A 17,292-nucleotide genomic window follows, 5' to 3' on the forward strand; every position below is an offset into this window, starting at 1 on the left:
GGGACGGAACGCCGACCAGACTTCCCGGCACACCGTCGCCGACTATATCGACATTCAGCAACGCGCCTATTGGTTGGTTGCCCTTCATGCGCCTGGGCGCCGTGGAGGCCTATTACTGGTTCAGGTGGTGGTTCGGGCGTTGAGGTAGGTGCTCCAGCCGGTACTTGCGTGGCGGGCGTAGTGGTTGGCGGTGTCGATGCTGATGCCGAGCAGGTCGACGAGCAGCGGCGGTGGTAGCTGAGCGGCGAGGTTGATCAGTGCGGTGGCTCGGCCGTGGGCGGCGCGGGGCATGTGATGGCGGGCGAGTTTGGTGTGCAGGGTGGCGGTGTGGGTGCCGGGCAGCCCGCCGGGGAAGATCCATCGCGGGTTGCTGGTGGCGGCGTTGCGGTGGCGGGTGGCGGCGTCGGTCTGGGCGTGCAGAAGCGCGGCGATGGTGGGGGCGACGCGGAGGCGGTGGCTGCCGAGGAGTAGGTAGGTGTTGGTGTCGCTGCTGGCCGGGTCGTGCAGGATGTCGTCGGTGTGCAGGCGCGAGATCCGGGACAGGGTCAGGCCGTAGAGCAGGTTGAGGCTGCTGGCGGTGCGGACGTCCAGCGGCAGGCCGGTGTCGGTGAGGGCTCGGCGTAGGTATTGCCAGTGTCCGTCTTCGGGCAGGATGTCTGGGTTGTGGCTGTTGCCGCGTTCGGCGATGACGAGGTCGCCGACGATGAGGCGTTGCCGGGCCCACCGCAGGAACTCTTTGGCGAGGTAGCTGTATTCGTGCGGGTGCTCGGTGCGCCACCGGTCGATGTCGGCCTGGTTGAGCTCGGTCAGTTTGAGCCGTTCGGCGTCGATCCAGGTGAGAAACCGGATCGCGGCGATGAGGCAGGAGCGTTGGTAGTGCGCTGCGCCGGTGGTGAACGGGCGCCGTTTGAGGCGGTGGCGGGCTCGGCGGTGCAGGGTCCAGCGGGCCCAGGTGCGGACGAGGTGGGCATGCGCGGCGGGGAGGGCGGTGAGGTGTCGCTCCAGCCAGGGTTCGATGCGTTCGAGGTGTTCGACTCTGGCGGGCAGGACGTCGTGCTGGACCAGGACGGCGCGGAGCCGGTGCAGGGCTTGGCGTTGGGTCAGGGTGTCGAGCAGGTCGTGGGTGATCGGCGCGTCGGCGTCGCGGATGGCGGTGACGAGGGCAGCGGTCGGATGGTCGGGAGCGAGCCACCGCCAGACGGCTTCACCGGTGCCCGCGGCGAGCAGCGCGTCGGCGACGCGTTGCAGCGGTTGGCTGAGGGTGCCATTGACGGTGAGCAGGTCTTGGACGCGGACGGCGGCGAGGCATCGGTAGCAGGTGCGGTGGATCGGGAACGTGCCGGACGTGCCGCATCGTCGGCAGGTGTAGTCGTAGTCGAGGTCTGCGCAGTCGGCGCAGATCCGTGTGCCGGTGGTGTCGAGGCCGATCAGCACCCGTGGTTCGTGGCAGTTCGGGCAGGGCCGTGGGGTGCGGCGGATGCGGTGGTAGCAGGTGGCGCAGGCCGCGCCGATCGGCCAGCGGACGATGATGATCTGGGGCCGGTCGCAGAAGGTGCAGGGTGTGCGGCGGGCTCGGCAGACGTCGCAGGTCCAGGCGCCGTCGCGGGTCCGGCTGCGGCTGACCGGGCGGGGCTTGCCGCAGGCGGCGCAGGGCTGGACGGGCCGGCGGTGGCAGGCGTTGCAGTGGCCGGGTTGCCCGTCGCGGGGCCGGGTGTGCCAGACGGCGAGCGTGCCGCAGCGTCCGCATTCGCGCAGCGGCCGTTGGTGACAGCTGGAGCAGACGGGTCCGTCGGCGGTGCGGGCATGGATCGCGCGGAGCCGTCCGCAGCGGGTGCAGGCGGTGTGCGGCGCGGTGTAGCAACTGCGGCAGAGCGGCCCGGTGTCGCCGCGCTGGTAGATCCTCGCGACCGTGCCGCAGCGGGTGCAGGCTGCGGTCGGTGCGTGCCAGCACCGTTGGCAGAGCCCGGTCCCGTCGGCCTGCCGCTGCTTGATCTTCGCCTGCCGGTTGCAGCCGGCGCACGTCTCGACCGGGCGGGCTTTGGACCTGCATGGTTTGCACAACCCGTCGGCCAGCACCGACGGTGTGCGATGCACGGCCTTGCCGCAACTGGAGCACGTCGCTCGCTGCCGCAGCCGTTGGCAGCCGTCGCAGACCCGGCCGCCGTCGACAACGTTGCGCAGCTGCCTGACCGCTGCGGAGCAGTCCAGACAGGTCGGCAGCACGATCCCGGCCATGCCGGCATCGTGGAGTTCGTGCGCGATGTGCACCAGCGTCAACGGCAGGTCCGATGTCGCGGTGTCCAGCACGACCGCCCGGCCGCGCAGGTGGTCACGCAACGGGCCGGCGGCACGGCCGTGGCCAGCGAACCGTTCGGCCAACTGATACGCAGTGACGGTTGCCAGGCCTGGGATCCGGGTCGTGAGCAGCTCGGCGACCTCGGCCAGGATCGTCGTGGTGCTGCGCCCGGCGTAGGCCATGGTCAGGCGCCGTCCGGGCGGCGGATCGTGGTCCGTTTCATCGGCGGCCGCGGCGCACCTGCGGTGCCGCCGACAGATTTGCGGACCTGGGTGTTGACCGCGGTGATCTCGATCAGGTCGTTCGGGGTGACGGCGAGGATGTCGCACAACGCCGCCAGGATGTCCATGCTCAACCGCTGCGGCGGGGCGGTCACCAGCCGGTAGACCTGCTCGCGGGACAGCTGCACCCCGCGTTCGGCGAGCAGCGGGACCAGGTCCGACGTCTGGAACAGGCCCTTCTCGGCCATCCGTATCCGCAGATGCCACGCGATGCTCATCCGTTTCGTCACGAATCCGGGCCTTCCTGCAGCGGGAACCGGGCCAATGCGGCGTCCAGCAGCCGGTTGCGGAACTCGTCGGACACCGACGTGTACAACGCCGTCGTCGAGGCGTGGGAGTGCCCGACCTGCTGCTGCACCATCAGCGGCGGATACCCGAACTCCAGCAGGTGCGTGACATACGAGTGCCGCAACGCGTGCAGGTCCAGCTCCGGCGGCAGCCCCGCGACGTCGGCGGCGCGGCGGAACGCCACGTCCAGATGCGCCCGCGCCACCCGGCTCTGCCGCTCGGTGACGAACAACGCCGGGTGCGCGCCCGGACCGAACAACGGCCGCAGCTCATCCACCCACTCGAGTAGGATGTCGACGACCCAGTCCATCTCCGGCACCGTCAACACCGTGCGCCGTTTCGGCGGCCCGCCCCGCGACGCCTTGCCGTAGCGGACCTGCACGCACCCGAACCGGCCGTACCGCTCCGCCCGCGGATTGCGCCGGAAGTCCACCACATCCAGCCTCGCGGCTTCCTGGCGGCGCAGCCCGTATCCGTACACCGTCTTGAGCAGCACCGCGTCCCGCCGGGCCGCCAACACGCCCTTGCGGCCGCGTCGGCGGATCTCCTCGGCCCGTCCGTCCGCGGCGTCGAACAGCACCTGGACCTCGTCGTACGTCAACGCCCGCCGGCCCGGCCGGCCCTCGTAGTCGCTCAGATGCTGCACGGTGTTCCACTCGTGGCAGATCTGCGCCGGCGCCTGCCCGAACCGGCGGACGCACTCCTCCGCCCAGCCGTACCGGCGGTCGGTCACGAACTCGCAGAACAACCGCAGCGTCATCTGATACGACCGCACCGTCGAATGCGCCAACGGGCTGCTGCCCGACGTCAGCGCTGTCGTGAACGCCTCCATCTCCTCCGGCGTCCACTGCCACGGGTACAAGCCGGTGAAGGCCGCGAAGCGACGCAGCAACGCCAGCCGCGGCCTGATCGTCGACTCCCGCGACATCCGCGAACGCTGCTGCCGCCACCAGCCCTCCAGCATGCCGTCGAACACCGCACGCTCCGGGTCGAGCTGCGCTACGCCGGCCGGCATCACCAGGTGCACGGCACCCGGCAGATCGACCGAACGGCCTCCCGAACCCATGTTGCATCCAACGCAACAATGTGGGGACTGGTGACGTCCCACCAGGTCATGCTCACCGAACGTGTACCGTCAGTTGCGCTGAAACCGTTGCCGTGCAACAGTTTTAGAGAGACGCCAATGTTGCATCTGATGCAATAAAGGTCATTCGGCTATGCGGCGGATGATCGAGATCTGATTGAGCCAGCCGGAGATTTTGGAGATTTTGACGACGTCTCCGGTGTGGGGTGCCTGTACCAGCAGACCGTCGCCGATGTACAACCCGACGTGGCCGGGTCGGCTCGGGGTGCCGTTGCTGCCGGGGATGAACAGCAGGTCTCCGGGCTGGATTTGGCTGACGTCCTGGACTGCGGTGCCGGCGTAGATCTGTGCTGAGGTGGTGCGGGGAATGCTGATGCCAGCCGCCCGGTATGCCTGCTGCACCAGTGAGGAGCAGTCGCATTGCTGGGCCGGGTTGCCGGCGTGCGCGGCGGTGCATTCACCGCCGAAGTGGTACGGGGTGCCCAGCTGGCCCAATGCCCAGAAGATCGCCGTGGCCACCGCCGGTGGTGTCGTGGCCGGCAGGGCGTAGTCGGCCGGCAGTGCCATCGCGCCGCCGTCGGCTTGGCCGTCGCCGCCGTCTGCGTCGCAGGCGAACCCGGCAGTGTCGGCCGGGCGGGTCGGGCCGGCGCTGCTGTCCCAGAGCGTGCCGGTGCCGATCGTGTTGACCAGCATGCTCGCGTCGGATTCCCATGTGGCGAACGCGTCCGGTGTGGCGCTGCGCTGCACCGCCTGCGCCGCGTCGGTCAACGCCATGCTCTGCCAGTTCGGGATGGTCAGCAGTTTGGTGAAGAACTGCTGGCTGGCGTACACGGGGTCGTGGAGTTGCTCAGGTGTGCCCCAGCCCTGGCTGGGTCGTTGCTGGAACAGGCCGATCGAGTCCTGGTCGCCGCCGATGGGGTTACTGAGGCTGGATTCCTGGATGGCGGTGGCCACGGCGATGACCCAGCCACGGACCGGGACGCCCATCTGGGCGCCGACCGACACGATGGTGGCGGCCATGGCGACCTGGTCGGCGCTGTACACGCCGGTTCGCGGCCAGCCGCCTTTCGGTGCGCTCAGGGTCGATCCGGTGGCGGGTATGGGCAGGCTGCAGCCGGTGGAGCCGCCGCCGAACAGGGCGGCGCCGCCGAGCGCGCAGACCACGATGACGCCGAGGATCGCCGCGACGAACGCGGCGATGGCCTTGGAGGTCACGGTGTCACCTCCGCCGCGGGTCGGGGCCGGAGGTGTGGTGCGGGGTGGCGCGGTTGGTGTGTAGGCACGGAAGCCTCCAGAAACAAAAAAGGGCTGGCTGTGCGTGGCCCGGACAAGGGTTGAAGCAGCCGGAAACAGAAAAAGGCGCGATATGCGCGCCGTGTGGCCAACTGGACCGGAGCGAAGTGAGGGCTCGGGGTGGCGTTTGAGACGGTTTCCTCGAGAGGCGCCGCGGGCTGCCGCAGGGCTTGCGGCCGGGCGGGCGAGGCGCACGGTTCGGCTGGGGCCGGCTTGCTGGTCGTCGCATCCTGCGCGTGCCGGTGGTGGTCAGTGTTCGGCCTGCGACGGTGGCCAGTCCGCACGCGCCGGATTGAGCGGGCTGGTGTGCGACGCGGGTCGGGGCCGCTCGAGCGCGGTGCGACTGGATGGGCGTTCGGCCCATGACCGGCCGCGAGGGTGAGGGGCGGCGCGCTCATCCGGCCGGGACGGCACTGGCGTGCTCGCCGCATGGCGCCATCGGCGGCGGGGCGCCGGACGCGGCCCAAGTAGTGAGGTCGGCGGGTACGGTGCGCCGGGCCACGGGGGGTGGTGGCCCGGCGCATGGGTGGTGGTCAGGTCGTGGAAGTTGTGGGAGAGGGCAGGCGGCCGTTGCTGCGGGCCAGTCCGGTCAGCCGGACGGCGGGCGGGGTCGGGGAGTTCAGCAGTCCGGTGGGTCCGACGCTGCGGATCCACTGGGCCTGCCGTAGCGAGATGCGTGCTGCTCTGCGAACGCTTGCAGGTCGATGTCGGGGTCGGCGGCCAGCTCGCTCCACAGCTGCCGCCACCCGTCGTAGGCAGCCTGATTGATCGGGATGCGGCGCAGCACATCCGTGCGTGGCAGCGCCGAGCTTGGGGACAGTGCGGCGTGCAGCTCGCCGTCAGAAGCGACGGGCAGCGGCGGCGGCACCAGCTCGGCGCCGATCACGCGGCCCAGCCGGCTACCGCGGCTTCGGCACTCAGTGCGGCGGCGACGGCGTCAATGTCCAAGGTGGTGGCGGCAATCGCGGCCCGGACGGGATCGGCGTGCCGGGTATGGCCGATGACGTTGATGGCGACGCCGGTGGTGACGGCGCCGGCCGACAGGACCCGCCAGCCGTAGGCGGCCTCGCCGACACGCTGCCGGGCGTCGGCGAACGCGGACGTGACGACGCCGCCGAGGTCGATGACCGCCGCGAACGGGGTCACCATCGCCGCGCGCCACCACCAGTCGAGGTCGGCGGGCCAGGGCGGCGTTTGCACGCCGACCCAGATCTGGCCGATGGTGGAGCCGGCTGCGGCGATGCAGTAGAACACCCACGCCACGCGTTCGGCGGCCTGGCTGTCTGGCGGTCTCGATACCCGAGGCGGTGTGGGTGCGGTTCATGCGCCACCTGCCCGGCGGCAGGAGCGGTCGATAGTCGAGTGCGCTGGTCTTTCCTCCCGCACAGGTGTGCAGGCGCAGCGCCCCGTTGCACGGGACGCTGCGCCTGGCAAGGGGTGGGCGGCCCGCAGGTGCGGGTACCGGGTCGAGCGCGGCCGGTGGCGGGCGGCCGCGATCGTGCAGCGATCAGCGAACGCCGGACACGTCACCGTCCGTTGTGGACGGACAGTGGTGTGGGCGGGTCGGCGGTTGGTCCGGGCTGGGCGACCGGGGCGGCCTGGTAACGCTCCGGGCGCAGCGTGGTGCGAATGGCGCGGGCTTCTTCACGAGCTGCCGGCAGATCTTGATGATCGCGCCGCGGGAGGTGCGCCGGTCGGGGCGTTGGCGAGCTCGGCCGGGCTGAAGGCGAGCGTCGGATGCGCGCGCAGGTAGGCCAGGACCATCGCATACAGCTGCCCGGCGGACAGCGCGGGACGGCGCAGTGCCAGCCGGCCGACCGTGGTGTCCGGTCTGCTGGCGGACCGGCGGCGGGCGCTCACCGCGGCTCCGGCCGGTCCGGATCGGGCTGCGATGCGATGGTGAGGTTGTCCCACGCCTGGCCGGTCCACAGCTGCCACCACGCCCCGTCAGGGACGGCGAGGCGCTGCAGTTGTGCGGTGAGGGTGGCCCGCTGGGCAGGTGTGGTGACCTTCGCCACGATGCGACGTTCAGCGGTGCAGTACACCTCGTTCAGGCCGACGCCGAGTGGCGCCCGCAGCTGGACCGCGCTCCGACCGGCCCGCATTGCCTGGGCGACGTGCTCGGCGTGCTCGTACTCGGTGACGAGTGCTTCGAGCAGGTCCTCCTCGCTCAGCGGTTGGCCGTCGGCGCCGCGGCTGGCGACGATGAGCTCGGCTAGGCCGCTCCGGTCGAGAGCAGATCCGGCCGTTGGCCGGTAGGAGGTGGCGCCGCCCCGGCCCTCGTTGTGGATGGTCCCGACCGGGGTGCGGCCCCAGTGGACGGTGGCGGTGTAGGCAACCCCGTCCGGGGTGGGCAGCTCCTGGTAGGTCGTGACCCGCAGCGTCGCGTCCGGGACCCGGATGCCGGTGTGCGGCAGGGTGACCAGTGTGGTGGCGGGTTCGGCGGTCGACGCTGTGGTGCGTTGGGTCGTTTCCGGCGTAGGCGGGAGCGGGGGCGGTGCCGCAGCGGTGGACTGGGACCCGTCCTGGACGGTGCGCCGCAACGCGGCGTGCAGGACCGGCAGGTAGGCGCCGAGTTCCGGCGGCACCGCGGCGATGACGAGGGCCGCGGCCGGGTCGGCCGGGTCGCCGATGACCAGCGCGGATCGGCCGGCTGGTGCTTCGCCGAGCGCGGTCCACCAGGCGATGTCGTCGGGTCCGATGAGGGCGATGGGCGGTGTGGCCGGTAGGGCGTACAGCACGATGTCCTTCCTTGTCTGCAGTCGGTGCAATGGCGTGCCGCAGCGCCGCGCGTTTCGGCCCGACAACCGGTGCACGTGGCATGGTCTGGGCCGAGCAGTCGGTGTGACCGCGCGGTTGACGTTGGCGCTGCGCCAGGCGGGCCTGTGACCGCCGGCCTATGCGGTGGCCGGTGGTTCGGCCAGCTCGGCGAGCACGTCGGTGCTGCCGCGCACGAGGCGGGTCTGCGGGTAGGTGCGCAGCGTGTGGTGGGCGCCGTCGGACACGGCGGAGGTGACCGGGCCGGGGACGACCATCGTCGGGCGGTCGCGTTCGATGGCGTGCTGCACGATCGTGAGGGCCCGGCTGCGGGCGCTGGCTTCCACGAGCACGGTCGCTGTGGTGAGGGTGGCCACCAGCGCCGCGGTGGCGGTGTACCGCGCCCGCTGGGGTGTCGTGCCCGGTGGCCAGAGGCTGAGCAGCATGCCGCGCTGGGCGATGTGGTCGAACAGGTCACGGTTGGCGTAGGGACGGGGCTGGTCCACGCCGGCCGCAAGCACAGCGACCGGGATGCCGTCGCCGGCGAGCGCCCCGCGCAACGCGGCGGTGTCGATGCCGAAGCCGCCGGTGGACACGATCGTCCAGCCGGCGTCGGCCAGGCCGGTGCCGAGCTGCTCGGCGACGTGCATGCCGTAGCTGGTCGCGGCGCGCGCCCCGACCACGGCCACGGCACGCCGCAGCGCCACCGACACCGGTTGCGGGAGGTCGCTGCGGACCCACAGGCACAGGACAGCGCCGAGACCGAGTCCTGGCGTGGCGGCGAGGTCGGGCAGCTGCTGGGGCCATTCGTCGTCTTCCGGGATGACCACCCGGGCACCGGCGCGGGCGGTCTGCCTGGCGATGGCTGCGGCCTGCTCGAGCAGCTGCGGACCGGCAGCGCCGGCGGGCAGGGCGTCGAGCATGACGTCGGGCAGGTCCGCCGCGGCGAGACGGGCGAGCGCGTCGACCGGCTGATGGGTGGCGATGATCTCGACCAGCCACGGATTGGCGAGATGGGCCAGCCCGGCAAGCGTGGCTCGAGCCACCCGGACGTCGCCGACGCCGGCCATCACCGCACCCGCCCCCGCTCGAGACTGGTGCGGCGCCGCGCCGTGCAGCCGGCGAGGGCGGCGAGGGCGGCTCGAACGTCGCGTGGGTGCTCGACGTTCGTCGCGGCCGGTCTGCCGTGGCGGGCGTCGATGTAGCCCGGGGAGCGTACTGCTGTGGTGTGCTCATGCATGGGTTGGTGTCTCCTTTCGGCAGGCTTCTCAGCACCGACATGCCAGGTCGGTGGACCCCCGAAGGGGTTTCGCCGGGTCAGGGGACGTCGTCGAGGTGGGTCAGGAGGCTGCGCAGGTGTTCCCAGGCGAGCTCGCCGTGGTCGGCTGCGCGTTCGTCGCGGTATCGGTAGTCGCCGGTCGACTCGGCTCGAGCGCTGAGCCGTTGCAGTTCCGCGCTGGCCGTGCGGTCGAAGTGCCGGGCCCGCTGGATGGCCGTGCGCAGCGAGGGGGTGACCTTGATCGGGTTCTGCTCGCGGCGCTCGATCGCGGCGGTCAGCCGCACCAGCAGGTCGCGGGCTACCCATTCGGCCGGTGGCCGCTGCTCGTCGTGGCCGGGCAGCCCGACGGGTGTTCCCGGATCGGGCGCGGCCGGTGAGCGGGTGCTGGCGGTGACGTGGGCTGCGATCACGGCGAGCACGTCATCGACGGTCTCGCCGGCGTGCCGCATCGGTTCGGCGCCGCCGGTCAGGCGTCGCGGGTCGTGGTGCTGCATGGGTTTCCTTCCGAGGTAGTTCGCTGGGGGTGCCGGCACCGGGTCGTGAACCCGCACCGCCCGAAGCGGCGTACCGGCGGCATCAGGTCACAGGCCGAACGCGAACCCCCGTCCGACCAGGTCGGGGATGGTGGAGGCGGTGATGCGCACGACGTAGCCGGCGTCGCCGTCGGTGCGGCCGGTGCCGGTCTCGGCGAAGAGGTGCTCCTGGGCCCAGTCGTCGTAGGCGTCGCTGCCTTCATCGGCGGGCGGGACCGGGATGGTCACGGTCGCGGTGGTCTCGACCATGCAGTAGAGCTCGTAGACGTTTTCGATGTGCAGGGTGACGGTGACCTGCCGCGGCGCGACCAGTCCGTCGACCGCCCAGCCGCGGTTGTCGGCGTCTTGGGGATGCGAGGCGTCCCACAGCTCGGTGACGACCAGGTGCCCGTCGTGGTCGGCCCACCGCTGGGCTGCGGTGTCCCGTGCCTCGCGCGTCTTGTACGCGATGAAGCGGGGGTCTCGGTGTGATGGCACAGGACCCGGAAGGGCCGCAGGGGCTGCACCGGAGCCGGAAGATGGTTACCGGGCATGGTGATTGCACTCCGTTGCGTGCGGTTGTCGGAGTGCCGGTCCCGGCGCGCATGCCCCCGTGGCAACCCACCGGACGTGCGGCAGGCACGTCGTCACGACCCTGAGCCGCGCCGGGAATCTCGGCCGGGAAACGGCCGTCCGGGCGGGCGGGTTCCAACGCGTCCGATGGCGCTGGGACCGGCCACTGGAGGTGCGTGGAGCCGGCGCCTGGGAGCTGTGCCGGCCGGCGTAGCGGGTGGCTGCCTGGTGGTGCGCCGAGACGATGTCAGGGCTGCTACTCGCCGTCGCCGCCACACATGCCGTCGAGCCCGGCCGCTGCTGCTTCGTTGCGCAGGCGGTCGCGTTCATGCAGCAGCGTGTCGGTGCGGTCCGCCACGGCGGTCAGGAGCTCGTCCTCGTCGTGGTGCACCTCGAAGTTCCAGCTCATGCGCAGCTCGTCGAAGTAGCGGTGCTGCTCGACGTGGCGGCTCAGGTCGTGCCAGCAGCGCACCGTCACGTCGTGCAGCGGTTCGCCGGCGCGTTCGTCGCGTTCGATCAACGCCAGGACGCCGTGGGCGTAGGCGTGGATCGCGGCCGTGTGGGCGGCGACGAACCGGGGCCGGGCGTGGGCGATATGCAGGAACAGGTGGTGGCGGTGCTCGATGTCGTCGAGCCGGTCGGCCAGCGCGGCACGGTCGGTCCAGCGGTGGGCGATGACGTGGTAGCCGCCACGGGTGATCTCGCGGGTGTAGAGACCGGCCGGTACCGGCACACCCGCGATGATGGTGTCGGCGGGCACCTCGTAGGCGATCAGGGCGAGGGCCCAGTCGACGCTGTCGCCGGCGGCCCGCCACGGCTGCAGCCCTTGCAGCGCATCCACCACAAGGTCGTCGGTCACCGGCAGGTACGGCCGGGTACTGCTGCGCGGATTGCGTTCGGGTTGCTGGGTCATCGTGCTGCTCACGGCGCCGGGGACAGCAGCGCGGTGACCGTGTCGGGGTTGATGCCGGCGGCGATCGCCCGGTCGAGCAGCTGCGCGAAGCGGTCCTGCGGGTCGGCGGCCAGTGCCCGGTCAACCGCAATGGCGGCCAGGGGGCCGTGGCCGGCCTGCAGCGCGCTGAGGGCGAGCAGGGTGGCCGCGGGTGCAGTGAACGCCGATTCGGCCCGGCGGACCAGGTCGCTCCACATCTGGAGCTGCCACGCCTCGCCGTTGGTGGCGCGGGCCGCGAACTCCCACAGCGACGGCAGGTCCAGCAGGACCGTCAGCGTCGCGGCGTGCTCGTCGTCGGCCGGTCGGCCGGCCCGATAGCGTGCCTGCACCTGGGTGAGGTAGGTGCGGGCGGCGGCCTGCAGCGCACGGCCCAGCCGGCTGTCCAGCACCGCGTCGGGGTCCTCGTCGGCGCCATCGCCATCGGCGTGGACGGCGCTGCCAGCGCGGCCGGGGCTGTCGGTGTGGGCGGCGTCGAGGACGTCGGCCAGGAGTCCGCAGGCGGCGACGGTGGCGGCGGTCATGCGCTGCCGGGCCGGGCCGGTGACCGGGGCCAGGGTGGCGGCGAGCGCCTCGCGGTCGGGTAGGGCGACCAGGCCGGCGTAGACGGCCGCGGCGGCGGCCGGGTTAGTGGCCACCTCGAACGGGATACCGTCGGGTGGGCAGGTGACCGGGTCGGTGCACCGCAGGCACCAGAACCGGCCGTCGGCGATCCGTAGCGCTGTTCGGATGGTGATGCCGGCGGCGTGCAGGGCCTCACCGGCGACGGTCAGGATCGGCTCGACCCGCTCGACCGGACCGTAGCCGGCCAGCACGACGCTGGCACCGCGGACCTCGTCCAGCGCTGCGATGATCCGCTGCAAGGCCGCGTCGATCGAGGCGGCGGGTGTGTCGGCGGACGGCAGATCGAGCCGGGCGGCGACGCGAATGCGGCCGCTGGTGTCCTCGATGGCCAGCAGGACGAGGCTGTCCGCAGGATGGAAACCCAGCAGGAACGGGATCAGGGCCACCACGTCCGCGGCGCTGCGGGCGCGGATGGTGGTGCGTTGGGTGTCAGACATTTGGTGTCTCCTCCAAGGATTGCCTTGGCCATCCCGGGGGCCGGCGCGACCATGCGCCTCCGCCGTCGCGGAGGCTGGCGGAGCCGGCTCCCGGCGTGGCGGTGTGGTACTCGTCATCGGGTTGATGGTTGCCGCCGCGGTGCGGCGTGTGAGCACGTCGCGGCCGCTGCACGGGCTACGCCCGGGACCGGACGCTCACCCTGCGCCGTCGTGGCGGTGAATGTGCGCCAGCGTGTCGCTGGCCTGCAGGTCACCAGGCCGGCAGAAGCCGCCAGGTGATCGGCCGGATGCGGCGTGGACGGATGCCTTCATAGGAGGCGATCAGCAGTCCGCTGTTGGTGTCGGTGACCGTGGTGTAGCGGTCGAGCCAGACGGCGAACCAGGGTTCGGCCGGGGCGCCGAGCCGGGCCGGCTGGTCGACGGCGCTGCTGACGCCGTGGCCGAGGGTCATCGGGGTGCTGCGGTGGCGGGTCATGCGCCCCGCGACCATGGGGCAGGCAGCGGCGGTATAGGCGGCGCAGACCGGATCGAGGGCCGGTTCCGGGGTGCGGTGGCGGGTCAGGTCGCTGAGCCGCAGCAGCAGGATGCTGCGCCAGTCGAGCCGTCGGCCGCAGACTTGGCAGCGGTGTTCGGTGATGGCCTCGTGCTGGCGTTGCGGGTCGAGGCCGCCGAACAGGTAGCGGCCGTCGAGGCCGCGGGCGGTGATCCACGGCACTGCCAGGCCGGCCATGACGGGCCGGTGCGCCAGCCACAGCGGGATCGGCGGCAGCGGGGAGCCTGCGGCGGGCTGAGCTTGGTCTGGCGGAGCGAGGTTGTTGGTAGGCACAGCGTGATGCCTTTCGGTGTCAAGGGCGCACCGTGCCCGCCGTCGCTGGTCGACGGCCGCGGGCAGGGGCGCCGGACGGACGACGGCGTTACAGCCGCCTCCCCGCGTCGGTGTCGGTGCCCGGCTCGTCCTCGAGGAGGTCGATCGCGATCCGCGCGTCCGTGTGCTGATTGACGACCCGGAAGACAAGCACCCAGGGGCCCGGCCAGCGCATCGAGCATCCGTACGCCTGTTCCGCGGTCTGCTGCGGGGTGGTGCCGCCCCGGCACGGCGAAGACGCCCCGACCGAACGGCTCGGGGCGTGACGTGTCAGGGCGGCGGGCGGGTTAGCGGCGGGTCAACGTGAGCAGCTGCCGGTGGGCCCGGGATTTGATGTCGTCGTTGCTGCCTTCCAGGACCGCGGTCGCCCTGGCGGCGAGGTCCCGGCCACGCAGCGATCCGGTGGGCCGGATGGGCTGTTTCCAGTCGGCGTACTCGGTGATGGCCCGCTCTGCCGCGTACGCGGTGCAGCCCAGCCGGTCGCTGTTGGCCGTCCACAATTCACCGAGAGTGTCGCGGCGGTTGGTGTGGTGGGTGACGGTCCGCTTCGGTGCGCCGTCCTCGGGCGCCGGCCACAGCTGCTGCAGCACCTGGTGGAACTCGGTGATGGTCAGCTCGGTGCGGGCCAGGGCTTCTTCTTCCGCGGCGAACGCGTCGAAGTACTTGACCGACAGGCCCAGCGTCCGGCGGGCCTCGGCGACGCGGTCGCGGGCGTTGCGGGTGTGCCGCACACCCCACCGGGTGAACGCGTCGCGGACCGCGAACCGTTCGGTGTTGCCGCACTCGATCCGCCACGGCGTGACCACCACCTGGGCCAGGCTGGACCCGTCGTGGGAGTTGATCGCGGCGATGTAGGGCACGATCTGGTCGCTGATGCCGGCCGCGTCGATGGTGACGGTCTGGGGCAGCCGCAGGCACACGAACACCCGCCGCCCGTCGCGCAGGGCACCGGCCGACTCCCAGATCACCTCGTGGCTGGCCACGAGATCCTGCAGGAACTCGAAGATGTCGCGGTTCTGGAACACCTCGTAGCGGGCGCCGACGACACCGAGGCCCGTTTCGGTGTCCTGCCGGACGGTGACGAACTGGTCCGGGAGGACCTTGGTCGGTCCGGCCAGGACGTTCTGGTAGAGCACCGGCCGGCGGACCACTTCGAAGCCGATGCCGCCGGCGTCCAGGACGGTGTCGATGTCTGCGGTGCCCTCGGGGATCACGGTGCCCACCTCATGCCAGGCCGGCACCCGGGAGTACAGGGCCACCGTGCCGGTGGTGGTGTCCAGGCCGTGCTCCGGCAGGACCTCGCCGTTGGTCACGGTCCAGACTTCGCCGTTGTCCCAGCTGTTCGGGTCGTTGACCCGGTAGCGGCCGTTGCCGACCGGTACGAGGGTGCCGGCGGCGATGCGGGCCTCGATGTCGGCGCGCCGGCCGGCGGCAGCGTCGAGCTGGTTGCGCCGTTCGGCGGTGAAGGCCGCGTTGGGGTCGGCCGCGGGTAGCGTGTTGGTCATCGGGTCTTGGCTCCTTCCAAGGGTTTGGTGACCCGTGCAGGCAGCCCGGGCGGTGTCACGCCCGGGGCGTTTCGGTGTGATGACCGCACGGCCCGCGACCCACCCAGGGCGCAGGCGCTGGTGCGCGGTCGGGTGGTTATCGCGTTGCCAGCCCGGGGCCGCGCAGGAGCGCGTGCAGGGGGCTGGCGATGGGTGCCGCATCCGTGGTGCGTCTCGCCCGTCGCGCAGGCGGCTCGCGGCGGATCGGGCTGGTCCAGGACGACGCAGGTCGGGTGGATGGGTGCTGCACCAGCCCGGTGTCCAGGTGTGCGTAACGGTCCAGCGGTATCGCGGCGGTCCGGCAGATGCTCCGCGCCATGGCGTTGGCGTTCGTCACATGTCGGCTGCCGACGGGACTTCAAGCCGTGGTTCAGGCCACTGCGGTGACCAGTCCGATCCGGGCTGTGGCGGTGCCGAACGGTGTGTCCAGGTCCAGGTGTGCCGCGCAGAGCTGGCCAGCCAGGGCGCGCAGCACCGCGAAGCGGGCGAACGGGTCGGTCAGGTCCGCGTCGGCGTCGACGGTGACTTTCGTGGTGAGCGTGTACGTACGCCGATATCGGTGGTGTTCGCCGTGGGTCGGTGTGGTGGGCGGCATGCGGTGGTCCTCCTGTCGGTGCAGGCGATGGTGGACGGGCCGCGCTGGCGGCGGTTGCGATCGGTCGGTGTCGTCCCGCGTCGGGCAGCGACTGTTGCCCCGCGTTGGCATCCGCCGACCGAACACGTCCACTGTGGAACCGGTCTAGGGACGCGGCAGTTGGGATGTGGTCGGCTACTGCCCGGGGCCAGGTCGTGGTGAGTCCGGCGGCGGTGGTGCGGCGGCCAGCATCCGCACGACGGTGCTCGCCTTGATCGGCTTGTCGTCCGGGCCGCGCAGTTGTGGCAGCACCAGCAGCGGCCGGCGCAGGGTCCGGCCGGGTCCGTACGGCTGGCGGCGCCAGTGGGCTTTCACCCACCACCGGTGGTCGCGCGGCCGAGCTGGCCCGTCACGTTCCGACAGGTGGGTGGTGGCAGCTTCGCCGGTCGGCCGGGCGGTGGTGGCGCCGCGGATGCGGACGAGGCGCACCTCCGGGGCAGGCCGGCCGCTGCGCTGGTACGCCTTGCGGATGGCCTTGTCGACCGGCACGGGGGTGGTTTCGGTGAGGCGTTGAGCGATCAGCAGCCAGCTCGCGGCCAGCACCGCGACGGGGCTGCCGGCGTCGACCGGCTCGCCGGGCGGCAGCAGTACGTGGACGCGGGGGCCCAGCCAGCCGAGCTGTTCGCGGAAGCGCTGCAGGTCCCCGGCGGGGAGGCCGGCGCCGAAGCTGCGGTAGCCGACCACGCGCAGCCCGTGCGGGCCGCTGGTCCACGACGCGGCGACCAGGTCGGCGCGGGGCCCGACCGGTTGGGCCCAGGCGAGCAGCCCGTGCGGGGCGGGCAGGTCCGTTGCGGTGAGGTGGGTGGCCGGCAGCGACCCGGCGGCGTAGGTGGCGAGCTCGGTGAACTCGGGGTCGATCCAGAACAGCCGCGCGGCCGTGACGCTGTCGGCGAGGGCGCCGCGCACGGCCGGGTCGTCGAGGCCCAGCGGCAGCCTGAGCGGGCAGGCGTACAGGTTCGCGAGCCGGTCACGGACCTTGGGCAGGGTGGGAGCCGGCAGCGGCACGGCCGGCCACCGACCAAGATTGGCCACCGCCATGCCAGGCAGCAGGCTTTGCAGGACAGCCTGCTGCATGACCTGCGCCGCGCTGGTGGCGACGGGGTCCAGCGGTGGCCCGGTCTGCCGCAGCCGCTGGTGCAGGCCGTGCAGATCCTGGGCCTGCACGAGGCCGGCGCAGAGGAAGCACGCCGACCAGTCGGTGCCGTAGTGTTCCACCAGCCGGCCACGCTTGGTGTCGGTGACCGCGCTGATCGGCGTGGTGTGGAAGGTGTAGGCGATGCGTTCGTCGCTGCAGAAGTCACACACGTGCCGGGCGTCGACCTCATCGAGGGGCGCCGGGTCGGGCCGGTGGCCGGCTGGTCCGGCGATGACGCGGGCCGGGTGCTGGTAGCGCACCTGCCGGGTGTCCAGGTCGACGTACCGGTTCAGCGGTACCCCGCAGGTCCGGCAGGCCATCCGCGCGACAGTGTCGGGGCTTGTCACCATGCCGGCCGCCGACCATGCTGCGGCGGCTGCTCGCGGCCACCGGCCGGGGCAGGCGCTACGGCGGGGGCGTCGCCGAGGAGGGCGATGCACACGGTGCCGGCCGCGTTGACCCTCGCCGCGACGGTGGTGAGGGCCCCGACGGCAGCGTCGTGCCCGGTGGTCGCTGCGGTGCCGGTCGCCGACAGGTATGACTCTGGGATGAGGTCCGCGGCGCTCAGGTGGCCGGGGAACTCGAGGCCGCCGTAGCGGAAGGTGAGCAAGGTGACGCCCCACGCGGTGGTGACCTGCTGGCCAGGAAGCGGCCAGTCGCTGTGCAGGCTCATGTGTAGTCCTCGCAATCGTGGATGATCGCGGGAACCTCGACGCCTGCACGCACGTCACCCCGGGCCGA

The 17,292-nt window shown here is 71.9% G+C and carries 20 protein-coding genes; all 20 read right to left on the reverse strand.

Annotation, left to right across the window (positions count from 1 at the left end; translation table 11 throughout):
- Positions 1–120: 120 nt before the first annotated feature.
- The 20 genes from ACQEVU_RS35460 to ACQEVU_RS35555 all read right to left on the reverse strand — a co-directional run bounded on the left by ACQEVU_RS35460 (position 121) and on the right by ACQEVU_RS35555 (position 17,224).
- On the reverse strand, positions 121–2,478 hold the full coding sequence (locus ACQEVU_RS35460; protein ID WP_433331403.1) for a hypothetical protein: 2,358 nt from the start codon (positions 2,476–2,478) through the stop codon (positions 121–123).
- 2 nt (positions 2,479–2,480) lie between these two features.
- Positions 2,481–2,807, reverse strand: a complete 327-nt coding sequence (locus ACQEVU_RS35465) for a helix-turn-helix domain-containing protein (protein WP_433331405.1) — start codon at positions 2,805–2,807, stop codon at positions 2,481–2,483.
- Positions 2,804–3,931: a tyrosine-type recombinase/integrase gene (locus ACQEVU_RS35470; RefSeq protein ID WP_433331407.1), complete on the reverse strand. Its 1,128-nt coding sequence runs from the start codon at positions 3,929–3,931 to the stop codon at positions 2,804–2,806. The genes ACQEVU_RS35465 and ACQEVU_RS35470 overlap by 4 nt, the downstream gene beginning before the upstream one ends.
- A 141-nt stretch (positions 3,932–4,072) precedes the next feature.
- Complete coding sequence (locus ACQEVU_RS35475) at positions 4,073–5,164, reverse strand: C40 family peptidase (protein ID WP_433331409.1); 1,092 nt, start codon at positions 5,162–5,164, stop codon at positions 4,073–4,075.
- Positions 5,165–5,861: 697 nt separating this feature from the next.
- Complete coding sequence (locus ACQEVU_RS35480; protein WP_433331411.1) at positions 5,862–6,128, reverse strand: hypothetical protein; 267 nt, start codon at positions 6,126–6,128, stop codon at positions 5,862–5,864.
- Entirely contained in the window at positions 6,125–6,505 is a 381-nt protein-coding gene (locus tag ACQEVU_RS35485) for a hypothetical protein (RefSeq protein ID WP_433331413.1), read from the reverse strand. The genes ACQEVU_RS35480 and ACQEVU_RS35485 overlap by 4 nt, the downstream gene beginning before the upstream one ends.
- A gap of 381 nt (positions 6,506–6,886) precedes the next feature.
- Positions 6,887–7,102, reverse strand: a complete 216-nt coding sequence (locus ACQEVU_RS35490) for a hypothetical protein (protein ID WP_433331415.1) — start codon at positions 7,100–7,102, stop codon at positions 6,887–6,889.
- The gene (locus tag ACQEVU_RS35495) at positions 7,099–7,983 is read right to left on the reverse strand and encodes a hypothetical protein (RefSeq protein ID WP_433331417.1); all 885 of its coding nucleotides are present in this window, start codon (positions 7,981–7,983) and stop codon (positions 7,099–7,101) included. The genes ACQEVU_RS35490 and ACQEVU_RS35495 overlap by 4 nt, the downstream gene beginning before the upstream one ends.
- A gap of 156 nt (positions 7,984–8,139) precedes the next feature.
- Positions 8,140–9,069 (reverse strand): DNA-processing protein DprA, encoded by a 930-nt coding sequence (locus tag ACQEVU_RS35500; protein WP_433331419.1) that lies wholly within the window; start codon positions 9,067–9,069, stop codon positions 8,140–8,142.
- On the reverse strand, positions 9,069–9,239 hold the full coding sequence (locus tag ACQEVU_RS35505) for a hypothetical protein (protein ID WP_433331421.1): 171 nt from the start codon (positions 9,237–9,239) through the stop codon (positions 9,069–9,071). The genes ACQEVU_RS35500 and ACQEVU_RS35505 overlap by 1 nt, the downstream gene beginning before the upstream one ends.
- 77 nt (positions 9,240–9,316) lie before the next feature.
- Positions 9,317–9,772, reverse strand: a complete 456-nt coding sequence (locus ACQEVU_RS35510; RefSeq protein WP_433331423.1) for a hypothetical protein — start codon at positions 9,770–9,772, stop codon at positions 9,317–9,319.
- A gap of 87 nt (positions 9,773–9,859) precedes the next feature.
- A complete protein-coding gene (locus ACQEVU_RS35515) occupies positions 9,860–10,288 on the reverse strand; it encodes a hypothetical protein (protein ID WP_433331425.1) in 429 nt (142 codons plus the stop codon).
- A gap of 331 nt (positions 10,289–10,619) precedes the next feature.
- The gene (locus ACQEVU_RS35520; RefSeq protein ID WP_433331427.1) at positions 10,620–11,276 is read right to left on the reverse strand and encodes a hypothetical protein; all 657 of its coding nucleotides are present in this window, start codon (positions 11,274–11,276) and stop codon (positions 10,620–10,622) included.
- 8 nt (positions 11,277–11,284) lie between these two features.
- On the reverse strand, positions 11,285–12,373 hold the full coding sequence (locus ACQEVU_RS35525) for a DUF4192 domain-containing protein (protein WP_433331429.1): 1,089 nt from the start codon (positions 12,371–12,373) through the stop codon (positions 11,285–11,287).
- 250 nt (positions 12,374–12,623) lie between these two features.
- Positions 12,624–13,103, reverse strand: coding sequence for a hypothetical protein (locus tag ACQEVU_RS35530; protein WP_433331431.1), 480 nt, complete (start codon positions 13,101–13,103; stop codon positions 12,624–12,626).
- Between the two features lie 184 nt (positions 13,104–13,287).
- The gene (locus tag ACQEVU_RS35535) at positions 13,288–13,413 is read right to left on the reverse strand and encodes a hypothetical protein (RefSeq protein WP_433331433.1); all 126 of its coding nucleotides are present in this window, start codon (positions 13,411–13,413) and stop codon (positions 13,288–13,290) included.
- A gap of 112 nt (positions 13,414–13,525) precedes the next feature.
- On the reverse strand, positions 13,526–14,743 hold the full coding sequence (locus ACQEVU_RS35540; protein WP_433331435.1) for a DUF932 domain-containing protein: 1,218 nt from the start codon (positions 14,741–14,743) through the stop codon (positions 13,526–13,528).
- Between the two features lie 409 nt (positions 14,744–15,152).
- Positions 15,153–15,377: a hypothetical protein gene (locus ACQEVU_RS35545; protein WP_433331437.1), complete on the reverse strand. Its 225-nt coding sequence runs from the start codon at positions 15,375–15,377 to the stop codon at positions 15,153–15,155.
- A gap of 174 nt (positions 15,378–15,551) precedes the next feature.
- The gene (locus ACQEVU_RS35550; protein ID WP_433331439.1) at positions 15,552–16,871 is read right to left on the reverse strand and encodes a hypothetical protein; all 1,320 of its coding nucleotides are present in this window, start codon (positions 16,869–16,871) and stop codon (positions 15,552–15,554) included.
- A 23-nt stretch (positions 16,872–16,894) separates the two neighbouring features.
- Positions 16,895–17,224 carry a hypothetical protein gene (locus tag ACQEVU_RS35555; RefSeq protein WP_433331441.1) on the reverse strand — a complete coding sequence of 110 codons (330 nt, stop codon included), beginning with the start codon at positions 17,222–17,224 and terminating at the stop codon, positions 16,895–16,897.
- Positions 17,225–17,292: the final 68 nt, after the last annotated feature.

It is taken from the genome of Dactylosporangium sp. CA-139066, assembly GCF_050936175.1.
In the GTDB taxonomy this organism is placed as follows: domain Bacteria; phylum Actinomycetota; class Actinomycetes; order Mycobacteriales; family Micromonosporaceae; genus Dactylosporangium.